The organism is Lysobacterales bacterium, assembly GCA_016703225.1.
Classification (GTDB): Bacteria; Pseudomonadota; Gammaproteobacteria; order Xanthomonadales; family Ahniellaceae; genus JADKHK01.
Map to the genome: position 1 here is coordinate 1 of JADJCM010000001.1, position 20,645 is coordinate 20,645.

A 20,645-nucleotide genomic window follows, 5' to 3' on the forward strand; every position below is an offset into this window, starting at 1 on the left:
CAACTTCCCTACAACCTGACCCCAGGTGCCAGCGCCTTCCTGACCGTATTCGACACCCCGCCGAGCGACAGCGTGCGCAGCGCCACCTGGACCGTCACCACCACCTACGGCGCAACGCCGGCGCGGTCCGACCAGTACGAGATCACCCGATTCCTGTTCGCGGATGGGTTTGAGTAGCCGATCGATGGCGAAAAAGGCCGAGGCGTTCGGCAGGTCGACTCTCCGTCTCACTGGATCGGCGCTTCGAAGAAAAAGCACTCGGGCAAGAACGCCGGCGCGACAAGGGCGGCGTCGGTGGCGGACACGCCGCAATGAGCGAACACGTCGCGCCATCGCGCCACTTCCTTTGCGACGTGATTGTAGATGTCGCGGGCAGCATCAGCGGATAGTCCGAAGCGAGCGGCTTGGGAGAGCAGGTTGTAGCAACTGGCAGTGCGTCCGTAGTCACCCACGATGAGCGCGAGATCGCGCCGTTCGAGACTGACGACCGGCGCCGGCACCAGATCGTACGCCGGCGAGAGGCGCCATCCTTTGGGCTTGCGAAGCAAGGCGTGATTGCGCGGGTGATCATCGTTGTTGGTCACTGCCGCGTTGAACACCATGCGTCGGAAGACCTCAGCGCAGTCGACATCGGGCTTGTCGGACCAGCGTCGCAGTTCATCGGCAAGGAGCGGGTAGGACCACTTCCCGCGATCGAGGTGAGTGTCGCCGCACTGGAGGACGGTCAATCCGCTGACCATGCCGTAGCGAAGGTAGCCGGCTGCCGTGAATTCGCGATCGAAGCGCGCGAGCATCAGGATATCGATCGAACCCGAGGACTGCAGGCGAGACGCGGTGACCGTAATGCCGCAGCGGCGGGCAAGTTCCAGCGTCGCGAACTCGACGCGCTGGAGATTGAATCGATCGTCCTTGGATGGAAATTTGCCGAGCCAAAGCTGATCGTTGTACTCGATCGTGGCCTTGGGTCGAGCACCGCCCATGCTCGTACCAGCGTTTACGAACTGCTGGATTTGTGGATCGACCACGCCGCCGGCTTCGATCGCTTGCATGGCTGCCAGCAAGGCGGGCATCTGCTGTGTCCGGTTGTAGTGCCGGCTCGGCGCGGGCGGCTCTGGCTTCAAGCCGAACGTCAGATGTCCGGCGCCGTCCTGCGGCCCGCTGAGCAGATAGTCGATCTCATGAAGGTCATCTGGGCCGCGCTCCAGTGTGTGCTCAATGACGCGACGACCCCACGCGTCAGGCCCGGCATCGCGCACCGCACCAGGCACCCCCTTGAGCTGGGTGAACGCGTAGCTCGTTTTGCCCAAAGGCAAGGCGAAAGGATCGAGCGCGATCGAGTCTTGGCGGCCGAGAAAGCGGTCGCCGTAGCGGAAGCGTCCGATGGCCACGCCGTCGGGCAGGGTCTCGATGGTGAGCTTCGCAGCTGGCACCGTTTCAAGCGTGCCGGGCAACTGCACGTAGATGAAGCACGAGCGCTCAGAAGTCATAGTCATCAGCTGCCGCGGTGGTACGGCCGACGCGACGCGGTCGGCGCGATGCCTCAAGCGACTTGCCATGCAAATCGGCATCGGGATCGACAACGCCATCCAGGGTCTTGTCGAGACCGAGTGCCCAGATGACTGAAAGGCACACGCCGATCGACGTGCCGGGCGTGCCATTTTCCAGAGCGGACAGCGTGTTTCTGTTGATGCCGGCCTTCAAGGCCAAGTCTGCGGACGACCAGCCGCGGCGGATTCGCGCAACGCGAATGCGGTCGCCCAACTGGGCAATACGGGCCACGACTTGGGGCGGATAGGGAAATTTGCTCATTATGGCCAGCTTAGTTCGCTTTTATGCCTACTATAGCAGGCGATTGATCGCATTGAGGCACTCAGCCTCTTCCAATGACACATGAGCCTGAGCGGTTCTGGCCGGGGTCATCCTTGGATGCGATCGACTGGCCATCGGCATGGTCGCCCGTGAGCAGGCGACCGCGACCGTCGTGCGGGTTTCAACCTGGCCACTCAGGTTCAGCGTCAGTGGCGCCAAGCACGGTGCGACGCATCCTCATCAAGCGTCGCGCCGACGTGCTCGCGCTGCGCCGCGATATCCGCAATCGCGTGCCGCGATCGGTACCGAAGAACTGCACCTGGGGCCTCGACCTGACCACCGTGACCGACATGACGAAGCGCCAACGCCTCGTGCTCGGCATCGTTGATCACGGCACGCGCATGCATCGCCCTTCGCGAACTCACTGACCGACGCTCGCTGACGATCCTGCGCGAAATCATCGCCGCTATTCGCCAGTTCGGTTTCCCGAAACAGATTCGCGTCGACAACGATCCGAGCTTGAAGTCGCGCGTCATGCGCAGCGCGTTGCGCGTGCTCAGTGTGAAACTTCAGGTCGTCGACATCGCCTGTCCGTGGCAAAACGGACGCGTTGAGCGCTTCTTCGGCGCGTTCAAGGCGGCGATGGCGCGCATCATCGTCAATAACGCGAGTAGCCCACCGAGCACGACGACCATCCAGAAACTCGCCGCGGCCAGCGACCGTGCCAAGCCCGCACGCCTCGAATACGTCTTTCGCGCGCGCAAGAACGAGCAAAGCCAGCTTTGCGGGCTGGCTTCGTCGAATTTCTTCGCGCTGGCGCTCGATCTTCGGCTCATCGGCGGCGGATCAGGTCAGAAAATTGCTCGCTTCGGGCAGTGGAGGCGGCTTGAAACACTTGGCATAGGGCAGTGACTTTCCCGGCAAGTTACCCCACAGTTACCCCGAGCCAAAAAAGACAAGGGCCTGCGCACCGTGAAGCACGCAAGCCCTTGTTTTCATTGGTGCCGGAGATAGGATTCGAACCTACGACCTACGCATTACGAATGCGCCGCTCTACCAACTGAGCTACACCGGCGGGAGTCCCTGTCGAACCCGGCAATCGCGATCGATCTGCCGCGCCCAGGCTCGAAGGGGGGCGCATTCTAGGGGCTGGCACCGCGCGGGCGCAACCGCGGCTACAGGCCGGGTTGGGGGTTAGTGATCTGTCCGGTTCTGCGCACGCAATCGTCCGGTTGTCATCGGCCCTGAAGGGGCGCGAGATGAGACGACTGGAGGTGCTACAGGAGGTTCGGAAGATGAGGTTTGAAGAGGCTTACGAGGGGATGGCAGGCGGGTCGGCTGACGCAGTCGGATGCGGCCCGGATTCTCGGCATGTGCGATCGCAGTTTCCGGCGGTATTTGCCGCGATACGAAGCGGAAGGGCTGGACGGGCTGATGGATCGACGGCTGGCAGGTCCAACCGGCTGGCGCCGGTGGACGAAGTGATCGCGTTGACGGAGTTGTATGCCCGGCAACACAGCGGCTGGAACGTGAAGCATTTCCATAGCTGGTGCCAGCGCCGGGCGGCGCGCGCAGTTACACCTGGGTCAAGCTGCGGCTACAGGGCGCGAAGCTGGTCGCGAAGGCGGCGAAGCGCGGCGTGCATCGCAAGCGACGGGAGCGTTCGGCGCTACCGGGGATGATGATCCATCAGGACGGCAGCACGCATGAATGGTGTGTTGGTCGAAAATGGGACTTGATCGCGACCATGGACGATGCCACCAACACGCACTATTCGATGTTCTTCGTCGACGAGGAAGGCACATTGAGCAGCCTGCAAGGGGTGCGCGACGATCCTGGCCCAGGGGCTGTTCAGTTCGTTCTACAGCGATCGCGGCAGCCACTATTGGTATACGCCGCAGACCGGCGGGAAAGTCGATAAGGCCCGTCCCACCCAGTTCGGTCGGGCCCCTGAAACAGCTGGGCATCGAGATGATCGCAGCCTACTCACCCGAGGCCCGCGGCCGTTCCGAGCGCGCTTTCGGAACGCATCAAGGGCGCCTTCCGAACGAACTTGCCCTGGCGGGGATCACCGACATGACCGCAGCCAATCGCTATCTGCGCGACGTCTACATGCCGGCCTTCAATGTCGAATCTGCCCAGCCCGCGATGGCCGAGGGCTCGGCATTTGTGCCGTGGATCGGCACCAATCTCGACGACATTCTGTGCGAACAGCACGAGCGCATCGTCGGCGCTGACAACTGCGTCCAGTTCGAGGGGCGGAGTTTGCAGATCCCACAGGACAGGAACCGCTGCCACTACGTCCGCGCGCGAGTCAGCGTACACCGCCACGCGAATGGCCAGCTCGCCTTGTTCCACGGCCCGCGTCGCCTCGCCACCTACAACGCCGACGGCCAGCCAGCCGAACAGATCGAAGTGGCAGCGTGATTCGCGCGCTGCGCGCGGAAACCGGCTACGGGCTACGCCCTCCGCCGATTCCCGCGCGCAGGCAAAAAAGCGGACAATTCATGTGCTACGGAACCGGACAAGTCTAAAAACCCGCGACACCGCGGCTACAGGCCGCGGGCCATCCCGTTCGGCGGCGCAGGAGCTCCGCTCCTGCAGCTGCTGGGCTCGCGTGGCGAGAACGAACCGCTTCCCGGCACGAGTCCTGCGAGTTGAACCGCATCCGCGGGGGGAGCGAACATGACGGCGAGCGTGGCGATGGAGGCGAAGTGCGCGAAGCCGCGACCAGGCAACGCAGCCGCGGAGCGGACACGATTTTGGAGTGCTTGCCTCGCAGTTGCCTTGCTGGCCAGCGTGACCCTGGCCAATCCAGCCGACGACCGCACTCCGACCGACCGCTTGTCCCCCGCTGCCGAGCAGGCCATGTGGCAGGAGATCCAGGGCAACCTCGCAGTGCTCAGGCAGCAGTCGTTGCTGCCGATGCCCACGAGCCCGACTGCGGTCGGCTACCAGTTTCCACTGCGGCTGGCACCCGGGCTCCCCGACTTCGCCGGCCATCGCGTATCCGCGTTTGCCGACCACAATCCGACGGCCGGCGCGGTGCTCGACTACAACGGCGGCTCGCGCACCTACGACGGCCATCGCGGCACCGACCTGGCGCTCACGCCGTTCAACTGGAACAAGGTGGACGCGGGCGACATGCAAGCGGTCGCGGCTGCGGCCGGCACCATTGCCGGCAAGTCGAACGTCGATGCCACCGACCACAATCCCTGCGACGGCGGCAGCAATGCCGATCCGTGGAACTACGTCACCGTGATCCATGCCGATGGCACCATGACCATCTACGGACACCTGCGCTACAACTCGCTCACCGGCAAGAGCATCGGCCAGACCGTGGCGCAGGGCGAATACCTCGGAACCGCCGCGAGTTCGGGCAACTCGAGCGGCCCGCATCTTCATTTCGAGGTGCGGTTCGGTTCCTACTCGAGCGCAGAGTGGACCGATCCCTACGCCGGCCCGAACAGCCAGCCGCAGTCGTTGTGGCTCAGCCAGCGTCCCTATCTCGACTCGGCGATCAATCGCCTGAGCACACATTCGAGTCCGCCGAGCACCGCAAACGCCTGCGCGCAGACGATCACCCATCTGCAAGACAGCTTCAGCACGCCGCAGAACCTCTACTTCTACGCATTCTTCCGCGACTACCAGGGCGCAGTGCCCGCGCAACTCGCCATCTATCGACCAGACGGCAGCGTCTTCCAATCGTGGCAGTACACCACGGCCACCGCCTTCGCCTCGTCCTGGACCGGCTCCTGGCTGTACAACTTCCCGGCCGGATCGGCGCCCGGCACCTGGCGCTTCGAGGCGATCTACAACGGCGCCAGCCACAACACCTACTTCAACGTCGATGCCCCGACTGCGATCGCGGTCTCCAGCCCGAACGGCGGCGAACTCTGGGATCGCGCGCTACCGCATGCGATCAACTGGACCGACAACCTCGGCGGCGAAGTGAACATCGATCTCGATCGCAACGATGTCGCGATCGCGCGACTGGCCAGCAACGCGCCGAGCAGTGGTGCGTTCTTGTGGACGCCGGACCCAGCAATCACGCTCGGCCCCGGCTATCGCGTGCGCGTCACGAGCGTCACCGCACCGGGCCTCGCCGACTCCAGCGACGCGAGCTTCACGCTGAGCAACGACCAATACCTTTTCGCCGACAGCTTCGAGGCACCACCGCTCACTCCACCATGAGCAACCGCAGTTCCTTGGGCAGCGCGAAGACCATGTCCTCGGGTTCGCCGTGGAGATCGCGCACTTCGCTGGCACCGGCGCTGCGCAGGTAGTCGACCACCGCCTGCACCAGCGATTCCGGTGCCGAGGCGCCGGCGGTGACGCCGACTTGGTGCTTGCCGGCCAGCCACGCCGGACTGATGTCCTGGGCGCCGTCGATCAGGTGCGCCTCGACACCGTGCTTTGCGGCGAGTTCCCGCAGGCGGTTCGAGTTCGAGGAATTGGTCGAGCCGACCACGAGCACCAGATCGCACTCGGCGGCGAGTTGCTTGACCGCATCCTGGCGGTTCTGGGTGGCGTAGCAGATGTCGTCGTGGCGTGGTCCGACGATGTTCGGGAAGCGCGCGCGCAGGGCCGCGATGATGGCCGTGGTGTCGTCCACCGACAGCGTGGTCTGGGTGACGTAGGCGAGTTCGTGTTCGGTATCGAGATCGAGCCCGGCCACGTCCGCGGTGGTCTCGACCAGCAGCATGCGGCCACCGGCACTCGCGTCCCATTGCCCGAGCGTACCCTCGACCTCAGGATGACCGGCGTGGCCGATCATCGCGACATTGCGCCCGGCGCGGGCGTGGCGCGCGACCTCGATATGCACCTTGGTCACCAGCGGGCAGGTCGCGTCGAACACCTTGAGCCCGCGTCCGCGCGCCTCGCTGCGCACCTGTTGCGAGACGCCGTGGGCGCTGAAGATCACGGTCGCGCCATCCGGCACCTGCTCCAGCTCCTCGACGAACACGGCGCCGCGCGAGCGCAGGTTGTCAACGACGAAGCGGTTGTGCACGACTTCGTGGCGCACGTAGATCGGCGCACCGAAGGCCTCGATCGCGCGCTCGACGATTTCGATGGCACGGTCGACGCCGGCGCAGAAGCCGCGGGGATTGGCGAGCAACACTTCCACTCAGGAATCCTTCTTCGCATCGCGCCAGCCGAACAGGATCAACACTGCCGCACCGCAGACGATGGCGGAGTCGGCGACGTTGAACGCCGGCCAGTGCCAGTCGCGCCAGTACCAGAGGATGAAATCGACGACGTAGCCAAGCCGCACGCGATCGATGACGTTGCCGATGGCGCCGCCGATGACCAGCGCGAAGGCGAGCGCACTGAAACGCTCATGCCTGGACAGGCGCGCGAGCGCGATCGCGAAACCGGCAGACACCAGCAACGCGAACCCGGACAAGCCCCAGCGCGTCCAGACCTCGCCATCGGCGAACATCGAGAAGGCAACGCCGGTGTTGTGCGCCATGGTCCAGTCGAAGCAGCCGGCAATCACCGGTTTGCGCTCGCCGTAGCTCAGGTGTTCGACCGCGACCCACTTGGTCAACTGGTCGAGCACGATGATCAGCGCCGACAGCGAGAGCCAGCGCAACAGGCCGGACAGACCCAAGAGATCGCGGGCCGGAGCCCGCTCCCACTTAGAACCAGTCACGCCGTTCGCCCTCGCCGGCCACGTTGCTCACGCAGCGACCGCACAGCTCCGAATGATCGGGTTCGCAGCCGACATCGCTGCGGTGGTGCCAGCAGCGCACGCACTTGCCGGCGCTCGTCGGCGTCACCACCACTTTCGCCACGGCCGAACCGAAGGTCGCGGCGATTGCGTCGGCGGGTGCTGCGTCGAGCGCATCTACGCGCACCTCCGAGGTGATGAAGAAGAAGCGCAGCTCGGCGCGGCAGGCATCGAGGCGCGCGATCGATGTCGCATCAAGATGGAGATCGACCTCGGCCTCGAGCGAGCCGCCGATCTTCTTCTCGTTGCGCAGCTCCTCGATGCGCTTCAGGGCCGCACCACGCAATGCGGTCAAGTCCGCGATCAACGCACTCTCCTCGGCCGTCACCGAAAGCCCCGCGAACAGCGGCTCGATCTCGGCGAAGGTCGAGAAGAACACCGAGTCGTGCTTGCGCGCCGGCATCAGCGCCCAGATTTCCTCGGCGGTGAAACTGCTGATCGGCGCCAGCGCCCGCACCAGCACTTCGAGCGCGGCATGCATCGCCGTCTGCGCCGAACGTCGTGCCGGGGCCGCTTCCTGCATCGTGTACAGACGATCCTTGGTCATGTCGAGATAGGCCGCGCCCATGTCCACGGTGCAGAAGCGCATCAATTCCTGCACCAGCGTGGCGAACTCGCACAGATCGCGACTACTGTCGGCAGGCGCGCGCGCATCCGGCCCGAACACGCGCTGCGCGAGCTTCAGCACGCGCTCGGCCTGGCTCATGGCATGGCGGTCGAGCAGCAACAGGTTCGCCACCGGCACGCGATCGGCGTCCGGATTGAAGCCGTGCAAATTGCCGAGCAGGAAGCGCGCGGTATTGCGGATGCGCCGGTAGCTGTCGCCGACGCGCTTCAGGATCTCGTCGCCGCAGGTCATCTCGTTGCGATAGTCGGTCGATGCAACCCACAGCCGCAGCACATCGGCGCCCATGGCGTTGATCACCTTCTGCGGCGCAACGACATTGCCGAGCGACTTCGACATCTTGCGGCCCTGCGCATCGACGGTGAAACCGTGCGTCAGCACCGTCGTGTACGGCGCGCGGCCATGCATCGCGACCGAGGTCAGCAGCGCCGAATGGAACCAGCCGCGGTGCTGGTCGGAACCTTCGAGATACATCGTGCCGACACGATCTCCCTTCAGCTCTTCACGCGAATCGAGCACGCCGGCATGGGTGACGCCGGAGTCGAACCAGACATCGAGGATGTCGGTGACCTTGTCGTAACGCGCGGCGTCGGCACCGATCAGGGTCGCGGCATCGAGCTCGTACCAGGCATCGACGCCATCGCGTTCGACGATGTCGGCGACCCGACCGAGCAGCGCAACCGTATCCGGGTGCGGCACCTGGGTTTCCTTGTCGATGAACAGCGCGATCGGCACGCCCCAGGTGCGCTGGCGCGAGATGCACCAGTCGGGACGGTTCGCGATCATGCCGGTGATGCGTTCCTGGCCCCAGTCCGGCAGCCACTGCACTTGCTGGATCGACGCCAGCGACTGCGCACGCAGGCCGGCCTGGTCCATGGCGATGAACCACTGCGGCGTCGCGCGGAACGCGACCGGCGTCTTGTGCCGCCAGCAGTGCGGATAGCTGTGTTCGAGCTTGCCCGACGCAAGCAGCACGCCGCGTTCGCGCAGCAACTCGATGATCACGTCGTTCGCCTTCCAGACGAACATGCCTTCGACGAACTCGGTGCCGCTCACGAACACGCCATTGCCGCCGACCGGATTCAGTACCTCGAGACCGTACTTCTGGCCAACCACGAAGTCTTCCTGGCCATGGCCGGGCGCCGTGTGCACGGCGCCGGTACCGGCGTCGGCGGTGACGTGATCACCGAGGATCACTGGCACGTGACGCGAGGAAATGAATGGATGTCGCAGCCTGACGTGCTCGAGCTCGGCACCTTTCGCGCGACCGAGCACGGTCATTGCCTCGACACCGGCGCGCTGCAGCACATCGGCCGCGAGCGCCTCGGCCAGCACCAGCAGCACGCGCCTGCCGCCGCGCGGCGGTCCCTCGACCAGCACGTAGTCGAACTCCGCATTCAGTGAGACGGCCATGCTCGCCGGCAGTGTCCACGGCGTCGTCGTCCAGATCGGCACGGCCACGATCGAATCACCTTGTTGCACACCGAAACGCGCGGCCAAGGCATCCGCGTCGAGCGCGTCGTAGGCAACGTCGATCTGCGGCGAAACCTTGTCGGCGTATTCGATCTCGGCCTCGGCCAAGGCCGAGCCACAGTCGAAGCACCAGTGGACTGGTTTGGCGCCACGCGCGAGGTGGCCGTTGGCGACGATCTTCGCCAGTGCACGCAATTCGTCGGCCTCGAACTTGAAGTCCATGGTGCGATAGGGCTGCTCCCAGTAGCCGAGCACGCCGAGGCGCTTGAAGTCGGCGCGCTGGCTGTCGATCTGCTTGGCCGCATACTCGCGGCACTTCGCGCGGAAGCTGCGGGCATCGACCTTGACGCCGACCTTGCCGATGTCCTTCTCGACCACGAGTTCGATCGGCAGGCCATGGCAGTCCCAGCCCGGCACGTAGGGCGAACGGAAGCCGCTGAGCAGCTTGCCCTTGACGACGATGTCCTTCAGCGTCTTGTTCACGGCATGGCCGATATGGATCTCGCCATTGGCGTAGGGCGGGCCGTCGTGCAACACGTAGCTCGGACGCGACGCCGTGTGCGCCTGCAGTCGCGCGTGCAGCTGCGACGCATCCCAATGCGCCAGCGCCTGCGGTTCGCGCGTCGGCAAGTCGCCCTTCATCGCGAACTTGGTGTCCGGCAGGTGGATCGTGTTCTTGTAGTCGATGCTCACGCGGGCTCCCGCTGATTCGTCGTGGATTCGGAAAGGATGCGGCGCGCCTCGATGGCATCGAGGTGCATGCGCGCGGTCAGGTCATCGAGGTTGGCGAAGCGTTCCTCGTCGCGGATTTTGGCAACGAAGTCGACCCGCAGGCGCCGCCCGTAGAGATCGCCGTCGAAGTCGAACAGATGTGCTTCGAGCAGAAGCTCGCGGCCATTCACGGTCGGGCGCGTGCCGAGGCTGGCCACCGACGGCCAGTGCCGCATGCCGGCACCGGTCACGCGCACCGCGTAGATGCCGTGCACCGGCGGCAGACGTTCGCCCAGTGGAATGTTCGCGGTCGGGTAGCCAAGCGTGCGTCCGAGCTTCTGGCCGTGGATGACGCGGCCACTGATCGCGAAGTCGCGCCCGAGCAGGCGCCGCGCCAGGGCATGATCACCAGCGAGCAGGGCGGCGCGCACGCGCGTGCTCGACACGCGCTCGCCATCGACCAGCACCGGTTCGATCGGGTGGGCGCTGAAGCCGAGTTCCGCGCCCATGTCGCGCAGCATCGCCAGATCGCCGCGACGCGCATGACCGAAGCGGAAATCGGGCCCAATCCAGACCTCGCGCGCACCCAGCCGCTCGACCAGCACGCGCTGCACGAACTCCTCGGCCGCGGTATTCGCCAGGGCCTGGTTGAAGCGCAACAGCCCGAGCCGGTCGATGCCGAGCGCGTGCGTCAACTTCACCTTCTCGCGCACCGTGCTCAAGCGCAGCAGCGGACCACCGCGCCCGAAGAACTCGCGCGGCAAGGGCTCGAACCCGAGCAGCACTGCCTCGCAGTCCAGTTCACGCGCCCGCGCCAACGCACGCCCGATCAGGGCCTGGTGACCCCGATGCAAACCGTCGAACGCGCCGATGGCGATGACTGCGCCACGCGGGCAAAGGCGCGGCCCGCGCGTATCGCGAAACAGGAAGCTCATGGAACGGCGGAGTATAGCGGCGGATCGACCGGAATCCCGGGCGCGGCATTGTGGCGATCCCGAGCCAGAGCATCGCGGCTGCCGCCGCTCCCACTGGGGCTCCATGGGGGGGATGGTTAGAAAATGAGTGGAAGCAAGAGATCGCGGCTTGGAAGCCGCTCCCACTGTCGCCCTTCAAGCGTTGTTCGGAGAAAAAGTGGGCGCGGCTTCCAAGCCGCGATGACTGACAGTTGCGCCCACATCCCAAGCCCGAAGCCACAACGAAACGATGTCGAAGCGGCGGAAGCTGCGATGCAGCGCGGAAACTGCCAGCCGGGATCCCGCAGATGCCGTTGCTCGCAGGCTCAGGCCGCGCGGAAGCGCAGCGCGATGATGGCGACCAGCACGGCGAGCATGACGACGATCATTGAACTTGCTTCGTTGCGCATGGGGCGTTCTCCTGTGCTCAGCATCGTAGAACCGCGTCACGGGCAAACTGATGGCGAGCATGAGCCGCGCTGATGGCGGGACAACAGACCGACGGCGGAGACATCCCGTGTTCAGAAAGCGCGATCGAGGGATTCGCGTTCAGCCGCGATCCCGCAAATGCCGCGGCCGCAGGCCGAGGGCCAGCAGGACCAGCCCGTAGGCGCTGGCACCGGCGGCAATCGCAGTGAGCAGCCAGAGGATGCGCGCCTGCCAGTGCAGCAGCGACCAGTCGCCAATGAAGGCGCGCAGCGCAAGCAAGGTCGCGACCATGGTCAGGCCGGCGACGATCAGCTTGGACAGGTATGCCGGCCAGCCGGGCTGCGCGGCGAACAGTTGCTGGCGGCGCAATGCGATGAAGAGCCACAGCGCGTTGACGATGCCGGCGAGGCCGGTCGCGAGCGCAATACCGGCGTGGCCACCGAGGGTGTGGTTCAGCGCCAGCGGCGTGACGATCGCGAGCGTCAGACCGACGTTGCTGGCCACCGTCCACAAGGCCGCGTGCATCGGCGTCTTCGTATCCTGGCGCGCATAGAACGCCGGCAGCAGCACCTTGCTGGCCATGAACGCGGGCACGCCGATGCTCATCGCGATCAAGCTCCAGGCCGCCATCTGGGTGTCGTGCGCGGTGAAGCGGCCGTAGTTGTAGACCGTCGCCGTGATCGGCTCGGCAAGGAACATCAGCCCGAGCCCGGCGGGCCAACCGACCAGCAGGACCAGGCGCAGTCCCCAGTCCAGCGAATGCGAATAACCATCGTGGTCCTGCGCGGCAAAACGACGCGCCAGGTGCGGCAGGATCACGGTGCCGATCGCGACCCCGAACAGGCCGAGCGGAAACTCGATCAGCCGGTCCGAGTAATACAGCCAGTCCTGCGATCCATCGGCGAGCAGGGACGCAAACACGGTGCCGACGAGCAGGTTCACCTGCGCCACCGAAGACGAGAACAGCGTCGGGAGCATCAGCTTGCCGACACGGCGCACCTCGGCGTGATGGAAGCCGAGCTTGAAGCGCGGCCGCAGCCCAAGCCTGATCAAGGCCGGCCACAACAAGGCCAATTGCAGAAAACCGGCAACCAGCACACCCCAGGCCAGGGCTTTCGGCGGCACCGCCATCTGCGGCGCCAGCAACAGCATCGCCGCGATCACGGTGATGTTGTGCAGCACCGGCGTGAACGCGGCCAATCCGAACTTGCCGTAGCTGTTCAGCACCGACGCGCACAACGCCATCAGCGAAATGAAGATCAGGTAGGGAAAGGTGATGCGCAGCATCTCGGCGGTGAGCGCGAACTTCTCCGGCTCGTCGAGCGCGCCCGGGGTGAACACGGTCGCGATCAGCGGTGCCGCCAGCACGCCGATGCCGGCGACCACGAACACCACCGCCGCCAGCGACCCGGCCATGTGATCGATGAAGTCGCGCAGCCGCTCGCGGTCGCCGCTCTCGCGGATCTCGTTCAGCACCGGCACGAAGGCCATCTGCATCGAGCCTTCGGCGAAGATCCGGCGCAGGAAATTCGGGATCCGGTAGGCGACGATGAACGCGCTCATCGCTCCGCCGGTGCCAAACAGGGTGGCCTGAAGCATGTCGCGGGCGAAGCCGGCGATGCGCGACAAGAACGTCATCGCCGAGAACACCAGGGTCGAGCGCAAGAGCTTCATGAACCGCCCCCCGGCCGGGCGCATTGACTCCGGAAGGCGATGCCCGGATAATTCGCGCCCTTTTTCACCCCCCCGAATCCCGGAGTCCAGCTGTGGCCAATATCAAGTCCGCGAAGAAGCGCGCGGTTCAGGCGGAAAAGCACCGCCTGCACAACAACAGTCAGCGTTCGCAGATGCGTACGGCCGTGAAAAACGTGCTGAAGCTGATCGAGACCGGCAACAAGACCGGCGCCGAAACCGCATTCAAGACCGCGGAATCGCTGCTCGACCGGTTCGCCGGTCGTGGTCAGATCCACAAGAACAAGGCCTCGCGCCACAAGAGCCGCATCACGGCCCGCATCCGCGCGATGGCATGAGACGAAGCTGCCCTGCTTCGTGTTGACGAAAAAGCCGGCGCAAGCCGGCTTTTTTGTATGGTGAATCCAGCGCTGCGGGGCATCCATGCTCTCGTGGGCTCGAAATTTGCTTTTGTGGGTGCGAAATTTTTTCGCACGCTCTTGCTGGAAAAGCGTGCAAAAAAATTTCGCACCCACAAGAGCCGCACGCGGCGCTCCTACGGGCACGGTCATGCGTTGGCGGCGTCGTCAGCCGCATCACGTTTTTCGGCCTCGATGAAGGCCATCGCCTTCTTCGCTACCAAGTCGCAGCCCTCGCCGGTCGCTGCGGACACCGCGAACCACGGCTTGCGCGTCCAGCGCAGGCGCTTGAGCAGGTCCTTCACGCGCGCGTCGCGGTCTTCCTCGGCGATCAGATCGATCTTGTTGAACACCAGCCAGCGCGGACGCTTGGCCAGGTCGACGTCGAACTTCTTGAGTTCGCGCTCGATCGTCTTGACTTGCTCGACCGGGTCGATCGCCTCGTCCATCGGCGCGATGTCGACCACGTGCAGCAGCAGGCTGGTGCGCGAGACGTGTTTCAGGAACTGGATGCCGAGTCCGGCGCCTTCAGCCGCGCCCTCGATCACGCCGGGAATGTCGGCGATCACGAAACTGTGATCGCGGCTGATCGAGACCACGCCGAGGTTCGGATACAGCGTCGTGAACGGATAGTCTGCGACCTTCGGCGTCGCCGCCGACACCGCGCGAATGAACGTGGACTTGCCCGCATTCGGAAAGCCGAGCAAGCCGACATCGGCCAGCAGCTTGAGTTCGAGACGGATCTCGCGCTCGTCACCCGGTGTGCCCGGCTGCGCGCGCCGCGGCGAGCGGTTGGTCGAGGACTTGAACACCATGTTGCCGGCGCCGCCCTTGCCGCCCTGCGCGACCAGCGTGCGCTGGCCATGCCGGGTCAGGTCGGCGATGACTTCCTCGGTGTCGACATTCATGATCGCGGTGCCGGCCGGCACGCGGATCACGATGTCCTCGCCGGCCGCACCGGTCATCTGTCGGCCCATGCCGTTCTCGCCGCGCTTGGCGCGGAACACGCGCTCGTGGCGGAAGTCGACCAGGGTGTTCAGGTTCTCGTCGGCCTGCACGATCACGCTGCCGCCTTCGCCGCCATTGCCGCCGTCGGGACCACCGAGCGGAATGAACTTCTCGCGCCGGAAGCTGACGCTGCCGTTGCCGCCGGCTCCGGCGATCACCTTGATCTCAGCTTCGTCGACGAATTTCATGGGCGGAGGATGCTTGATCGGACATGAAACTGAAAGGCCGCGAAACGGATTTTCGCGGCCTGGAAGATGGCGTCGTCACCGGGCTTCGGGTCCCAGAAACGGGAAAGCCCCGCAGCGCGGGGCTCTCCGGTGAAGCGAATGGCGCCTTGCTTCAGCGAACGCTGACGGTGCGGCGACCGCCGTTCGGACCCTTGACGCTGAACTCGACCAAGCCGTCCGCGAGCGCGAACAGGGTGTGGTCGCGGCCGAGACCGACGTTCGTGCCGGGGTGATACTGGGTACCGCGCTGACGCACGATGATGTTGCCGGCTTCCACCGCCTGGCCACCAAAGAGCTTGACGCCCAGGTACTTCGGATTGGAATCGCGGCCGTTCCGGGTGGAACCTACGCCTTTTTTCTGTGCCATGGCTGCTCTCCTCGGCCCTTACTTGTGGATGCCAGTGATTTCGACTTCGGTGAAGTGCTGACGGTGACCCATCTGCTTGCGGAAGTGCTTGCGACGCCGGAACTTGACGATCCGGATCTTGTCGCCACGGCCATGCGACTTGATCGTCGCGCTGACCGACGCACCGGCCACGGTCGGCGTGCCGACGCTGATAGCGTCGCCGTCGCCGAGCAGGAGGACCTGGTCGAACTTCACCGAGGAACCGGCCTCGGCATCCAACTTCTCGATTCGCAGGATTTCGCCCTGCATCACGCGGTACTGTTTACCGCCAGTGACAACAACTGCGTACATGATGGCTTTGCCTCTGTAGTTATTTTGGCCACGGTCGCCGGACACCTTGCTCCGCCGACCCGTTCCCTTGCGGACACGAAGTCCAAAAAGGGCGCGGAGCATAGCTGCAGCAAGGGTCAACGGTCAATGAATGGCCGGTCGGCCTCCGCGTGAACCGTCGCACTGCCCCCTCGCTGCGGCTGCAGGCGTGGGGCCGTGCGGCATGAACCTGTTTCACATGGAGCGCGCGCACCTGCCTGTTAGCCTTCGCGGCTCCCTGCAAGAGTCTGGGCGATGGACACGATCCGCCTGCGTGGCGCGCGCACGCACAACCTCAAGAACATCGATCTCGACCTGCCGCGCGACCAGCTGATCGTGATCACCGGGCTGTCCGGTTCGGGCAAGTCCTCGCTGGCGTTCGACACGATCTACGCGGAGGGCCAGCGCCGCTACGTCGAATCGCTGTCGTCCTATGCGCGGCAGTTCCTGAGCGTGATGGAGAAGCCGGACCTCGACCACATCGAGGGCCTGTCGCCGGCGATCTCGATCGAGCAGAAATCGACGTCGCACAACCCGCGTTCGACGGTTGGCACCATCACCGAGATCTACGACTACCTGCGCCTGCTGTATGCACGCACCGGCACCCCGCATTGCCCCGACCACGGCCAGCCGCTGGCGGCGCAGACGGTGTCGCAGATGGTCGATGCAACGCTGGCGCTCGATGCCGACCAGCGTTACATGCTGCTCGCACCGATCATCCGCGAGCGCAAGGGTGAACATCTGCAGGTGTTCGAGCAATTGCGTGCGCAGGGCTATGTGCGCGTGCGCGTGAACGGAAGCATCCACGAGATCGACGCGGTACCGAAGCTCGGCCTGCGCAACAAGCACACCATCGAAGTCGTGGTCGATCGTTTCAAGCCGAAAGCCGACCTTAAGCAACGACTCGCCGAGTCCTTCGAGAATGCGCTCAAGCTCAGCGAAGGCAGGGTCATCGTCGCCGAGATGGATGCGCCCGAAGCGAAGGAGATCTTGTACTCGTCGAAGTTCAGCTGCCCGATCTGCGACTACTCGCTGAGCGAACTGGAACCGCGGTTGTTCTCGTTCAATTCGCCGGTCGGCGCCTGCAGCAAGTGCGACGGCCTCGGCGTGGCCCAGTTCTTCGATCCGGCGCGCGTGGTCGCGCACCCGGAACTGGCGCTGGCCAACGGCGCCATCAAGAGCTGGGATCGCCGCAACAGCTACTACTTCGCGATGATCCTGGCGCTGTCGAAGCACTACGGCTTCGATGTCGAGACGCCGTGGCAGAAGCTGTCGACGGAGGTGCGCGAGCGCATCCTGCACGGCAGCGGCAGCGACGAGATCAACTTCCGCTATGCCAGCGAATCCGGCGGCCTGACGGTGAATCGCAAGCATCGTTTCGAGGGCATCCTGAACAACCTCGAACGCCGCTATCGCGAGACCGAATCGGCGATGGTGCGCGAGGAACTGGCGAAGTTCATCAGCGAACGTCCCTGCCCCGAATGCGGCGGCCAGCGCCTCGGCCGCGCCGCGCGCAATGTCTTCGTCGGCGGATGTGCACTGCCGACGGTGACGGCCTGGCCGGTCGAGGAGACGCAGCGCTTCTTCGAACACCTGCAGCTGGAAGGCTGGCGCGGCGAGATCGCGGCCAAGATCGTCAAGGAAATCCGCGAGCGCCTGCGCTTCCTGATCGATGTCGGGCTCGATTACCTCACGCTCGATCGCAAGGCCGACTCCCTGTCCGGTGGCGAAGCGCAGCGCATTCGCCTCGCCTCGCAGATCGGTGCCGGCCTGGTCGGCGTGATGTACGTGCTCGACGAACCCTCGATCGGCCTGCACCAGCGCGACAACGAGCGCCTGCTGGCGACACTCACGCGCCTGCGCGATCTCGGCAATACCGTGATCGTGGTCGAGCACGACGAGGACGCGATCCGCAGCGCCGACCACATCCTCGACATCGGCCCCGGTGCCGGCGTGCATGGCGGCGAGATCGTCGCGCAGGGCCAGCTCGCCGACATTCTCGCCGCCAAACGTTCGCTGACCGGGGACTACCTCGCCGGACGCAAGGCGATCGCGGTGCCAACGCAACGCCGCGAGCCCGTCGCGGATCAATGGCTGCGCCTGCGCGATGCGCACGGCAACAACCTGCAGCACGTCGATCTCGAGATCCCGGCCGGATTGTTCGTGTGCGTCACCGGCGTCTCCGGTTCGGGCAAATCCACCCTGGTCAACGACACCCTGTTCCGCATCGCCGCGGTGCAGCTCAATGGCGCCGCCGAACAGCCGGCACCCTACGGCAAGGTCGAAGGTATCGATCTGTTCGACAAGGTCGTGGACATTGACCAGAGTCCGATCGGGCGCACCCCGCGTTCGAACCCGGCCACCTATACCGGCCTGTTCACGCCGCTGCGCGAACTGTTCGCGCAGGTGCCCGAGGCGCGCGCGCGCGGCTACGAGACCGGGCGCTTCAGCTTCAACGTCAAGGGCGGCCGTTGCGAGGCCTGCCAGGGCGACGGCCTGCTCAAGGTCGAGATGCACTTCCTGCCCGACGTGTACGTGCCCTGCGACGTATGCCACGGCAAGCGCTACAACCGCGAGACGCTGGAGATCCTGTTCAAGGGGCATTCGATCCGCGACGTGCTGGAGATGACGGTCGAGGATGCACTCGCAGTATTCGACAAGGTGCCGGTGCTCGCACGCAAGCTGCAGACGCTGATGGACGTGGGCCTGACCTACATCCAGCTCGGCCAGAGCGCGACCACGCTTTCGGGCGGCGAGGCGCAGCGCGTGAAGCTGTCGCGCGAACTCTCGAAGCGCGATACCGGGCGCACGCTCTACATCCTCGACGAGCCGACCACCGGCCTGCACTTCCACGACGTCGCGCAACTGCTCGGCGTCTTGCATCGCCTGCGCGACGACGGCAACACGGTGGTCGTGATCGAGCACAACCTCGACGTGATCAAGACCGCCGACTGGGTCATCGACCTCGGCCCCGAGGGCGGCGCGCGGCGGCCGCATCATCGCCACCGGCACCCCCGAACAATTGGCGGCACATGCGCATTCGCATACCGGGCACTTCTTGCGCCGACTGTTCGACACCAGCCCGCCCGCCGCGACGAAGACGGCGAAACCGAAATCCCCGAAGCGGAGCAAGACATGAGCGAGCCCACGACGACGCCGAAACTGCTGGTGCGCGCCCCGGTGACGGTGCGCTGGGGCGACATGGACGCCTACGGCCACGTCAACAACTCGGTCTATGCGACCTACGTCGAGGAAGCGCGCCTGCAGTGGTTCCGCAGCCTCGATGCCGACTGGATGGGCGAAGACGCCGCGCCGATCCTGGCGGCGCTGAACACGAACTTCCGCAGGCCGATCGAATGGCCGGCCGAGATCGTGGTCGAGATGTACGCCGGACGTGTCGGCCGCAGCTCGTTCACGGCGAGCTTCCGCATGCTCGACCGCGCCGCGCCTGAAGTGCTCTACGCCGAAGGCGACAGCGTGCTGGTCTGGATCGATCCGCGCAGCGGCAAGTCGATCGAACTGCCGGCACACCTGCGCGCGGCACTGGCCTGATTGCATCGGCGTGAATCCGGATTGCGCCGCGCTACGTTCTGTCTACCGACGCGCGGCCGACTTGGCCGCAGGGAGCGCTGATGAACCCGGACACCCTGATCGCCGCGGCCGGACTGATCGGCCTCGCCTTGATCCTCGTCACCGCCATCCACGCCGCGGCGAGACTTCGCATCGCGCAGTTGGACGCACTGCGCCAGTTGCTGGCCCAGGGCACCGACCTCGACACCGCGACACGCCTGGTTGATCCAGGACATCGCACGCGGCAGTTGCGGCGCGGCCTGCTGCTGCTTGCGATCGGACTGGCCTGGAGTGTGACCACCTGGTTGATCGGCGGCCGCGGCTGGATCGCCGGCGTTGCGCCGATCCTGCTCGGAAGCGTGTTCCTGGTGATGCATGGCGTCGAGCGCCGCACGCGCTGAGCCCGTGCCGCAGGAGCGGCAATGGATCGCGCGTGTCGTCGTCGATGGCGACCACGCCGCGTTCGCCGAACTGGTGCGCCTGCATCAGTCGCCGTTGCGCCAATTCCTGCGTCGGCTGGTCGGCGACGATCACGCGCTGGCGGACGACCTTGCGCAAGAGACCATGCTCAAGGCCTGGCGCCATATCGCGAGCTTCCGCGGCGACGGCCGTTTCCTGAGCTGGTTGTTCCGCATCGGGTTCCAGACCTTTGCCGACCGCCGTCGCGCGCTCGGGCAGCGCATCGACGTACCCATCGAGGATGAGGCGCTCCCGGTGCTGGACGAACCCGATCGCGACATCGACGGCGATCGTCTGCTGCGCCTGATCGACCAACTGCAGCCGCTGGAACGAAGCGCCATGCATCTGCACTACGGACAGGATCTCAGCCACAGCGAAGTGGCCGACACCCTGCAGATCCCGATCGGCACGGTCAAGAGCCTGATTCGCCGCGCCCGCCTGAAGCTGCAGCGCGTCTGCGGCATTGCCCCATGGAGAGCGGATCATGAATGAAGATGCAGACTTCGATGCACGTCTGCGCGCCAGCTTTCGCGGCGAGTCGGAGGCGGCCGATGACGGCTTTGCGGCGCGCGTGCTCGCCGGGATTGCCGCATCGTCACCCGCACAGGAGCCCGCACGCGCGGCACAGATCGCCGGGCTCGGTGCAGTTCCCGTGCTGGTCACGCTGCTGGCGCTGAGCGGACTGATGCCGACGACACTGATCGAGACGCTGCTCAGCGCCCTGCTGCTCACCGGCACCTGTGCCCTGGCCTGGATCGGCACTGCATCCGACTTGCCCTCGGGCCACGTCATGCAGGTGCAAACGCCGCACTGAACCCGCCCGCGCGGCGCGGGCGAAACCA

The 20,645-nt window shown here is 65.4% G+C and carries 20 protein-coding genes, 1 tRNA gene and 2 pseudogenes; 11 read left to right on the forward strand and 12 right to left on the reverse strand.

The features are described 5' to 3' along the window. Positions 1-177: hypothetical protein (locus IPG63_00005; GenBank protein MBK6725640.1), on the forward strand; the 177-nt coding region annotated here is incomplete at its 5' end. 50 nt (positions 178-227) lie between these two features. On the opposite strand, the gene IPG63_00010 is transcribed toward IPG63_00005, so the two are convergent. Further along, positions 228-1,487 (reverse strand): HipA domain-containing protein, encoded by a 1,260-nt coding sequence (locus tag IPG63_00010; GenBank protein MBK6725641.1) that lies wholly within the window; start codon positions 1,485-1,487, stop codon positions 228-230. After that, a complete protein-coding gene (locus IPG63_00015) occupies positions 1,477-1,809 on the reverse strand; it encodes a helix-turn-helix domain-containing protein (protein ID MBK6725642.1) in 333 nt (110 codons plus the stop codon). The genes IPG63_00010 and IPG63_00015 overlap by 11 nt, the downstream gene beginning before the upstream one ends. Positions 1,810-2,033: 224 nt before the next feature. Here IPG63_00015 and IPG63_00020 point away from each other — a divergent pair, with 224 nt between their 5' ends. Beyond that, positions 2,034-2,237, forward strand: a complete 204-nt coding sequence (locus IPG63_00020; GenBank protein ID MBK6725643.1) for a hypothetical protein — start codon at positions 2,034-2,036, stop codon at positions 2,235-2,237. Further along, positions 2,194-2,721 (forward strand): DDE-type integrase/transposase/recombinase, encoded by a 528-nt coding sequence (locus IPG63_00025; protein MBK6725644.1) that lies wholly within the window; start codon positions 2,194-2,196, stop codon positions 2,719-2,721. Before IPG63_00020 ends, IPG63_00025 begins: the two co-directional genes overlap by 44 nt. Positions 2,722-2,808: 87 nt before the next feature. Here IPG63_00025 and IPG63_00030 read toward each other — a convergent pair. Then, positions 2,809-2,884 (reverse strand) — tRNA-Thr (locus IPG63_00030). A 227-nt stretch (positions 2,885-3,111) separates the two neighbouring features. On the opposite strand from IPG63_00030, the pseudogene IPG63_00035 reads away from it, so the two are divergent. Together IPG63_00035 and IPG63_00040 are read left to right on the forward strand one after the other, a co-directional pair. Then, a pseudogene (locus IPG63_00035) lies at positions 3,112-4,236 on the forward strand (ISNCY family transposase). 360 nt (positions 4,237-4,596) lie between these two features. Next, positions 4,597-6,003 carry a peptidoglycan DD-metalloendopeptidase family protein gene (locus IPG63_00040; protein MBK6725645.1) on the forward strand — a complete coding sequence of 469 codons (1,407 nt, stop codon included), beginning with the start codon at positions 4,597-4,599 and terminating at the stop codon, positions 6,001-6,003. Here IPG63_00040 and ispH read toward each other — a convergent pair. From ispH to murJ, 6 genes are all read right to left on the reverse strand, one after another. Continuing rightward, the gene (ispH, locus tag IPG63_00045; GenBank protein ID MBK6725646.1) at positions 5,990-6,937 is read right to left on the reverse strand and encodes a 4-hydroxy-3-methylbut-2-enyl diphosphate reductase; all 948 of its coding nucleotides are present in this window, start codon (positions 6,935-6,937) and stop codon (positions 5,990-5,992) included. The two genes, IPG63_00040 and ispH, sit on opposite strands and share 14 nt — an antisense overlap. Further along, positions 6,938-7,408 (reverse strand): lipoprotein signal peptidase, encoded by a 471-nt coding sequence (locus tag IPG63_00050; protein ID MBK6725647.1) that lies wholly within the window; start codon positions 7,406-7,408, stop codon positions 6,938-6,940. A 43-nt stretch (positions 7,409-7,451) separates the two neighbouring features. After that, positions 7,452-10,334 (reverse strand): isoleucine--tRNA ligase, encoded by a 2,883-nt coding sequence (ileS, locus tag IPG63_00055; GenBank protein MBK6725648.1) that lies wholly within the window; start codon positions 10,332-10,334, stop codon positions 7,452-7,454. Then, positions 10,331-11,287 (reverse strand): bifunctional riboflavin kinase/FAD synthetase, encoded by a 957-nt coding sequence (locus IPG63_00060; protein ID MBK6725649.1) that lies wholly within the window; start codon positions 11,285-11,287, stop codon positions 10,331-10,333. Before IPG63_00060 ends, ileS begins: the two co-directional genes overlap by 4 nt. Before the next feature lie 174 nt (positions 11,288-11,461). Next, positions 11,462-11,776 (reverse strand): hypothetical protein, encoded by a 315-nt coding sequence (locus IPG63_00065; GenBank protein ID MBK6725650.1) that lies wholly within the window; start codon positions 11,774-11,776, stop codon positions 11,462-11,464. 78 nt (positions 11,777-11,854) lie between these two features. Continuing rightward, positions 11,855-13,408 (reverse strand): murein biosynthesis integral membrane protein MurJ, encoded by a 1,554-nt coding sequence (gene murJ / locus IPG63_00070; protein ID MBK6725651.1) that lies wholly within the window; start codon positions 13,406-13,408, stop codon positions 11,855-11,857. 92 nt (positions 13,409-13,500) lie between these two features. On the opposite strand from murJ, the gene rpsT reads away from it, so the two are divergent. After that, on the forward strand, positions 13,501-13,764 hold the full coding sequence (gene rpsT, locus IPG63_00075) for a 30S ribosomal protein S20 (protein MBK6725652.1): 264 nt from the start codon (positions 13,501-13,503) through the stop codon (positions 13,762-13,764). A 209-nt stretch (positions 13,765-13,973) separates the two neighbouring features. Here rpsT and obgE read toward each other — a convergent pair whose 3' ends face one another. The 3 genes from obgE to rplU all read right to left on the reverse strand — a co-directional run bounded on the left by obgE (position 13,974) and on the right by rplU (position 15,756). Then, positions 13,974-15,020: a GTPase ObgE gene (obgE, locus tag IPG63_00080; GenBank protein ID MBK6725653.1), complete on the reverse strand. Its 1,047-nt coding sequence runs from the start codon at positions 15,018-15,020 to the stop codon at positions 13,974-13,976. Between the two features lie 151 nt (positions 15,021-15,171). Next, positions 15,172-15,426: a 50S ribosomal protein L27 gene (rpmA, locus tag IPG63_00085; protein MBK6725654.1), complete on the reverse strand. Its 255-nt coding sequence runs from the start codon at positions 15,424-15,426 to the stop codon at positions 15,172-15,174. An 18-nt stretch (positions 15,427-15,444) separates the two neighbouring features. After that, positions 15,445-15,756: a 50S ribosomal protein L21 gene (gene rplU / locus IPG63_00090; GenBank protein ID MBK6725655.1), complete on the reverse strand. Its 312-nt coding sequence runs from the start codon at positions 15,754-15,756 to the stop codon at positions 15,445-15,447. A 273-nt stretch (positions 15,757-16,029) separates the two neighbouring features. Between rplU and uvrA the strand changes: the two are divergent. The 5 genes and pseudogenes from uvrA (at position 16,030) to IPG63_00115 (ending at position 20,617) form a co-directional block, all read left to right on the forward strand. After that, a pseudogene (gene uvrA / locus IPG63_00095) lies at positions 16,030-18,913 on the forward strand (excinuclease ABC subunit UvrA). Next, positions 18,910-19,326 (forward strand): acyl-CoA thioesterase, encoded by a 417-nt coding sequence (locus IPG63_00100; protein MBK6725656.1) that lies wholly within the window; start codon positions 18,910-18,912, stop codon positions 19,324-19,326. Before uvrA ends, IPG63_00100 begins: the two are co-directional and overlap by 4 nt. An 80-nt stretch (positions 19,327-19,406) precedes the next feature. Further along, the gene (locus IPG63_00105) at positions 19,407-19,745 is read left to right on the forward strand and encodes a hypothetical protein (protein ID MBK6725657.1); all 339 of its coding nucleotides are present in this window, start codon (positions 19,407-19,409) and stop codon (positions 19,743-19,745) included. Further along, positions 19,720-20,295: an RNA polymerase sigma factor gene (locus IPG63_00110; GenBank protein ID MBK6725658.1), complete on the forward strand. Its 576-nt coding sequence runs from the start codon at positions 19,720-19,722 to the stop codon at positions 20,293-20,295. The genes IPG63_00105 and IPG63_00110 overlap by 26 nt, the downstream gene beginning before the upstream one ends. Beyond that, a complete protein-coding gene (locus IPG63_00115; protein MBK6725659.1) occupies positions 20,288-20,617 on the forward strand; it encodes a hypothetical protein in 330 nt (109 codons plus the stop codon). The genes IPG63_00110 and IPG63_00115 overlap by 8 nt, the downstream gene beginning before the upstream one ends. Positions 20,618-20,645: the final 28 nt, after the last annotated feature.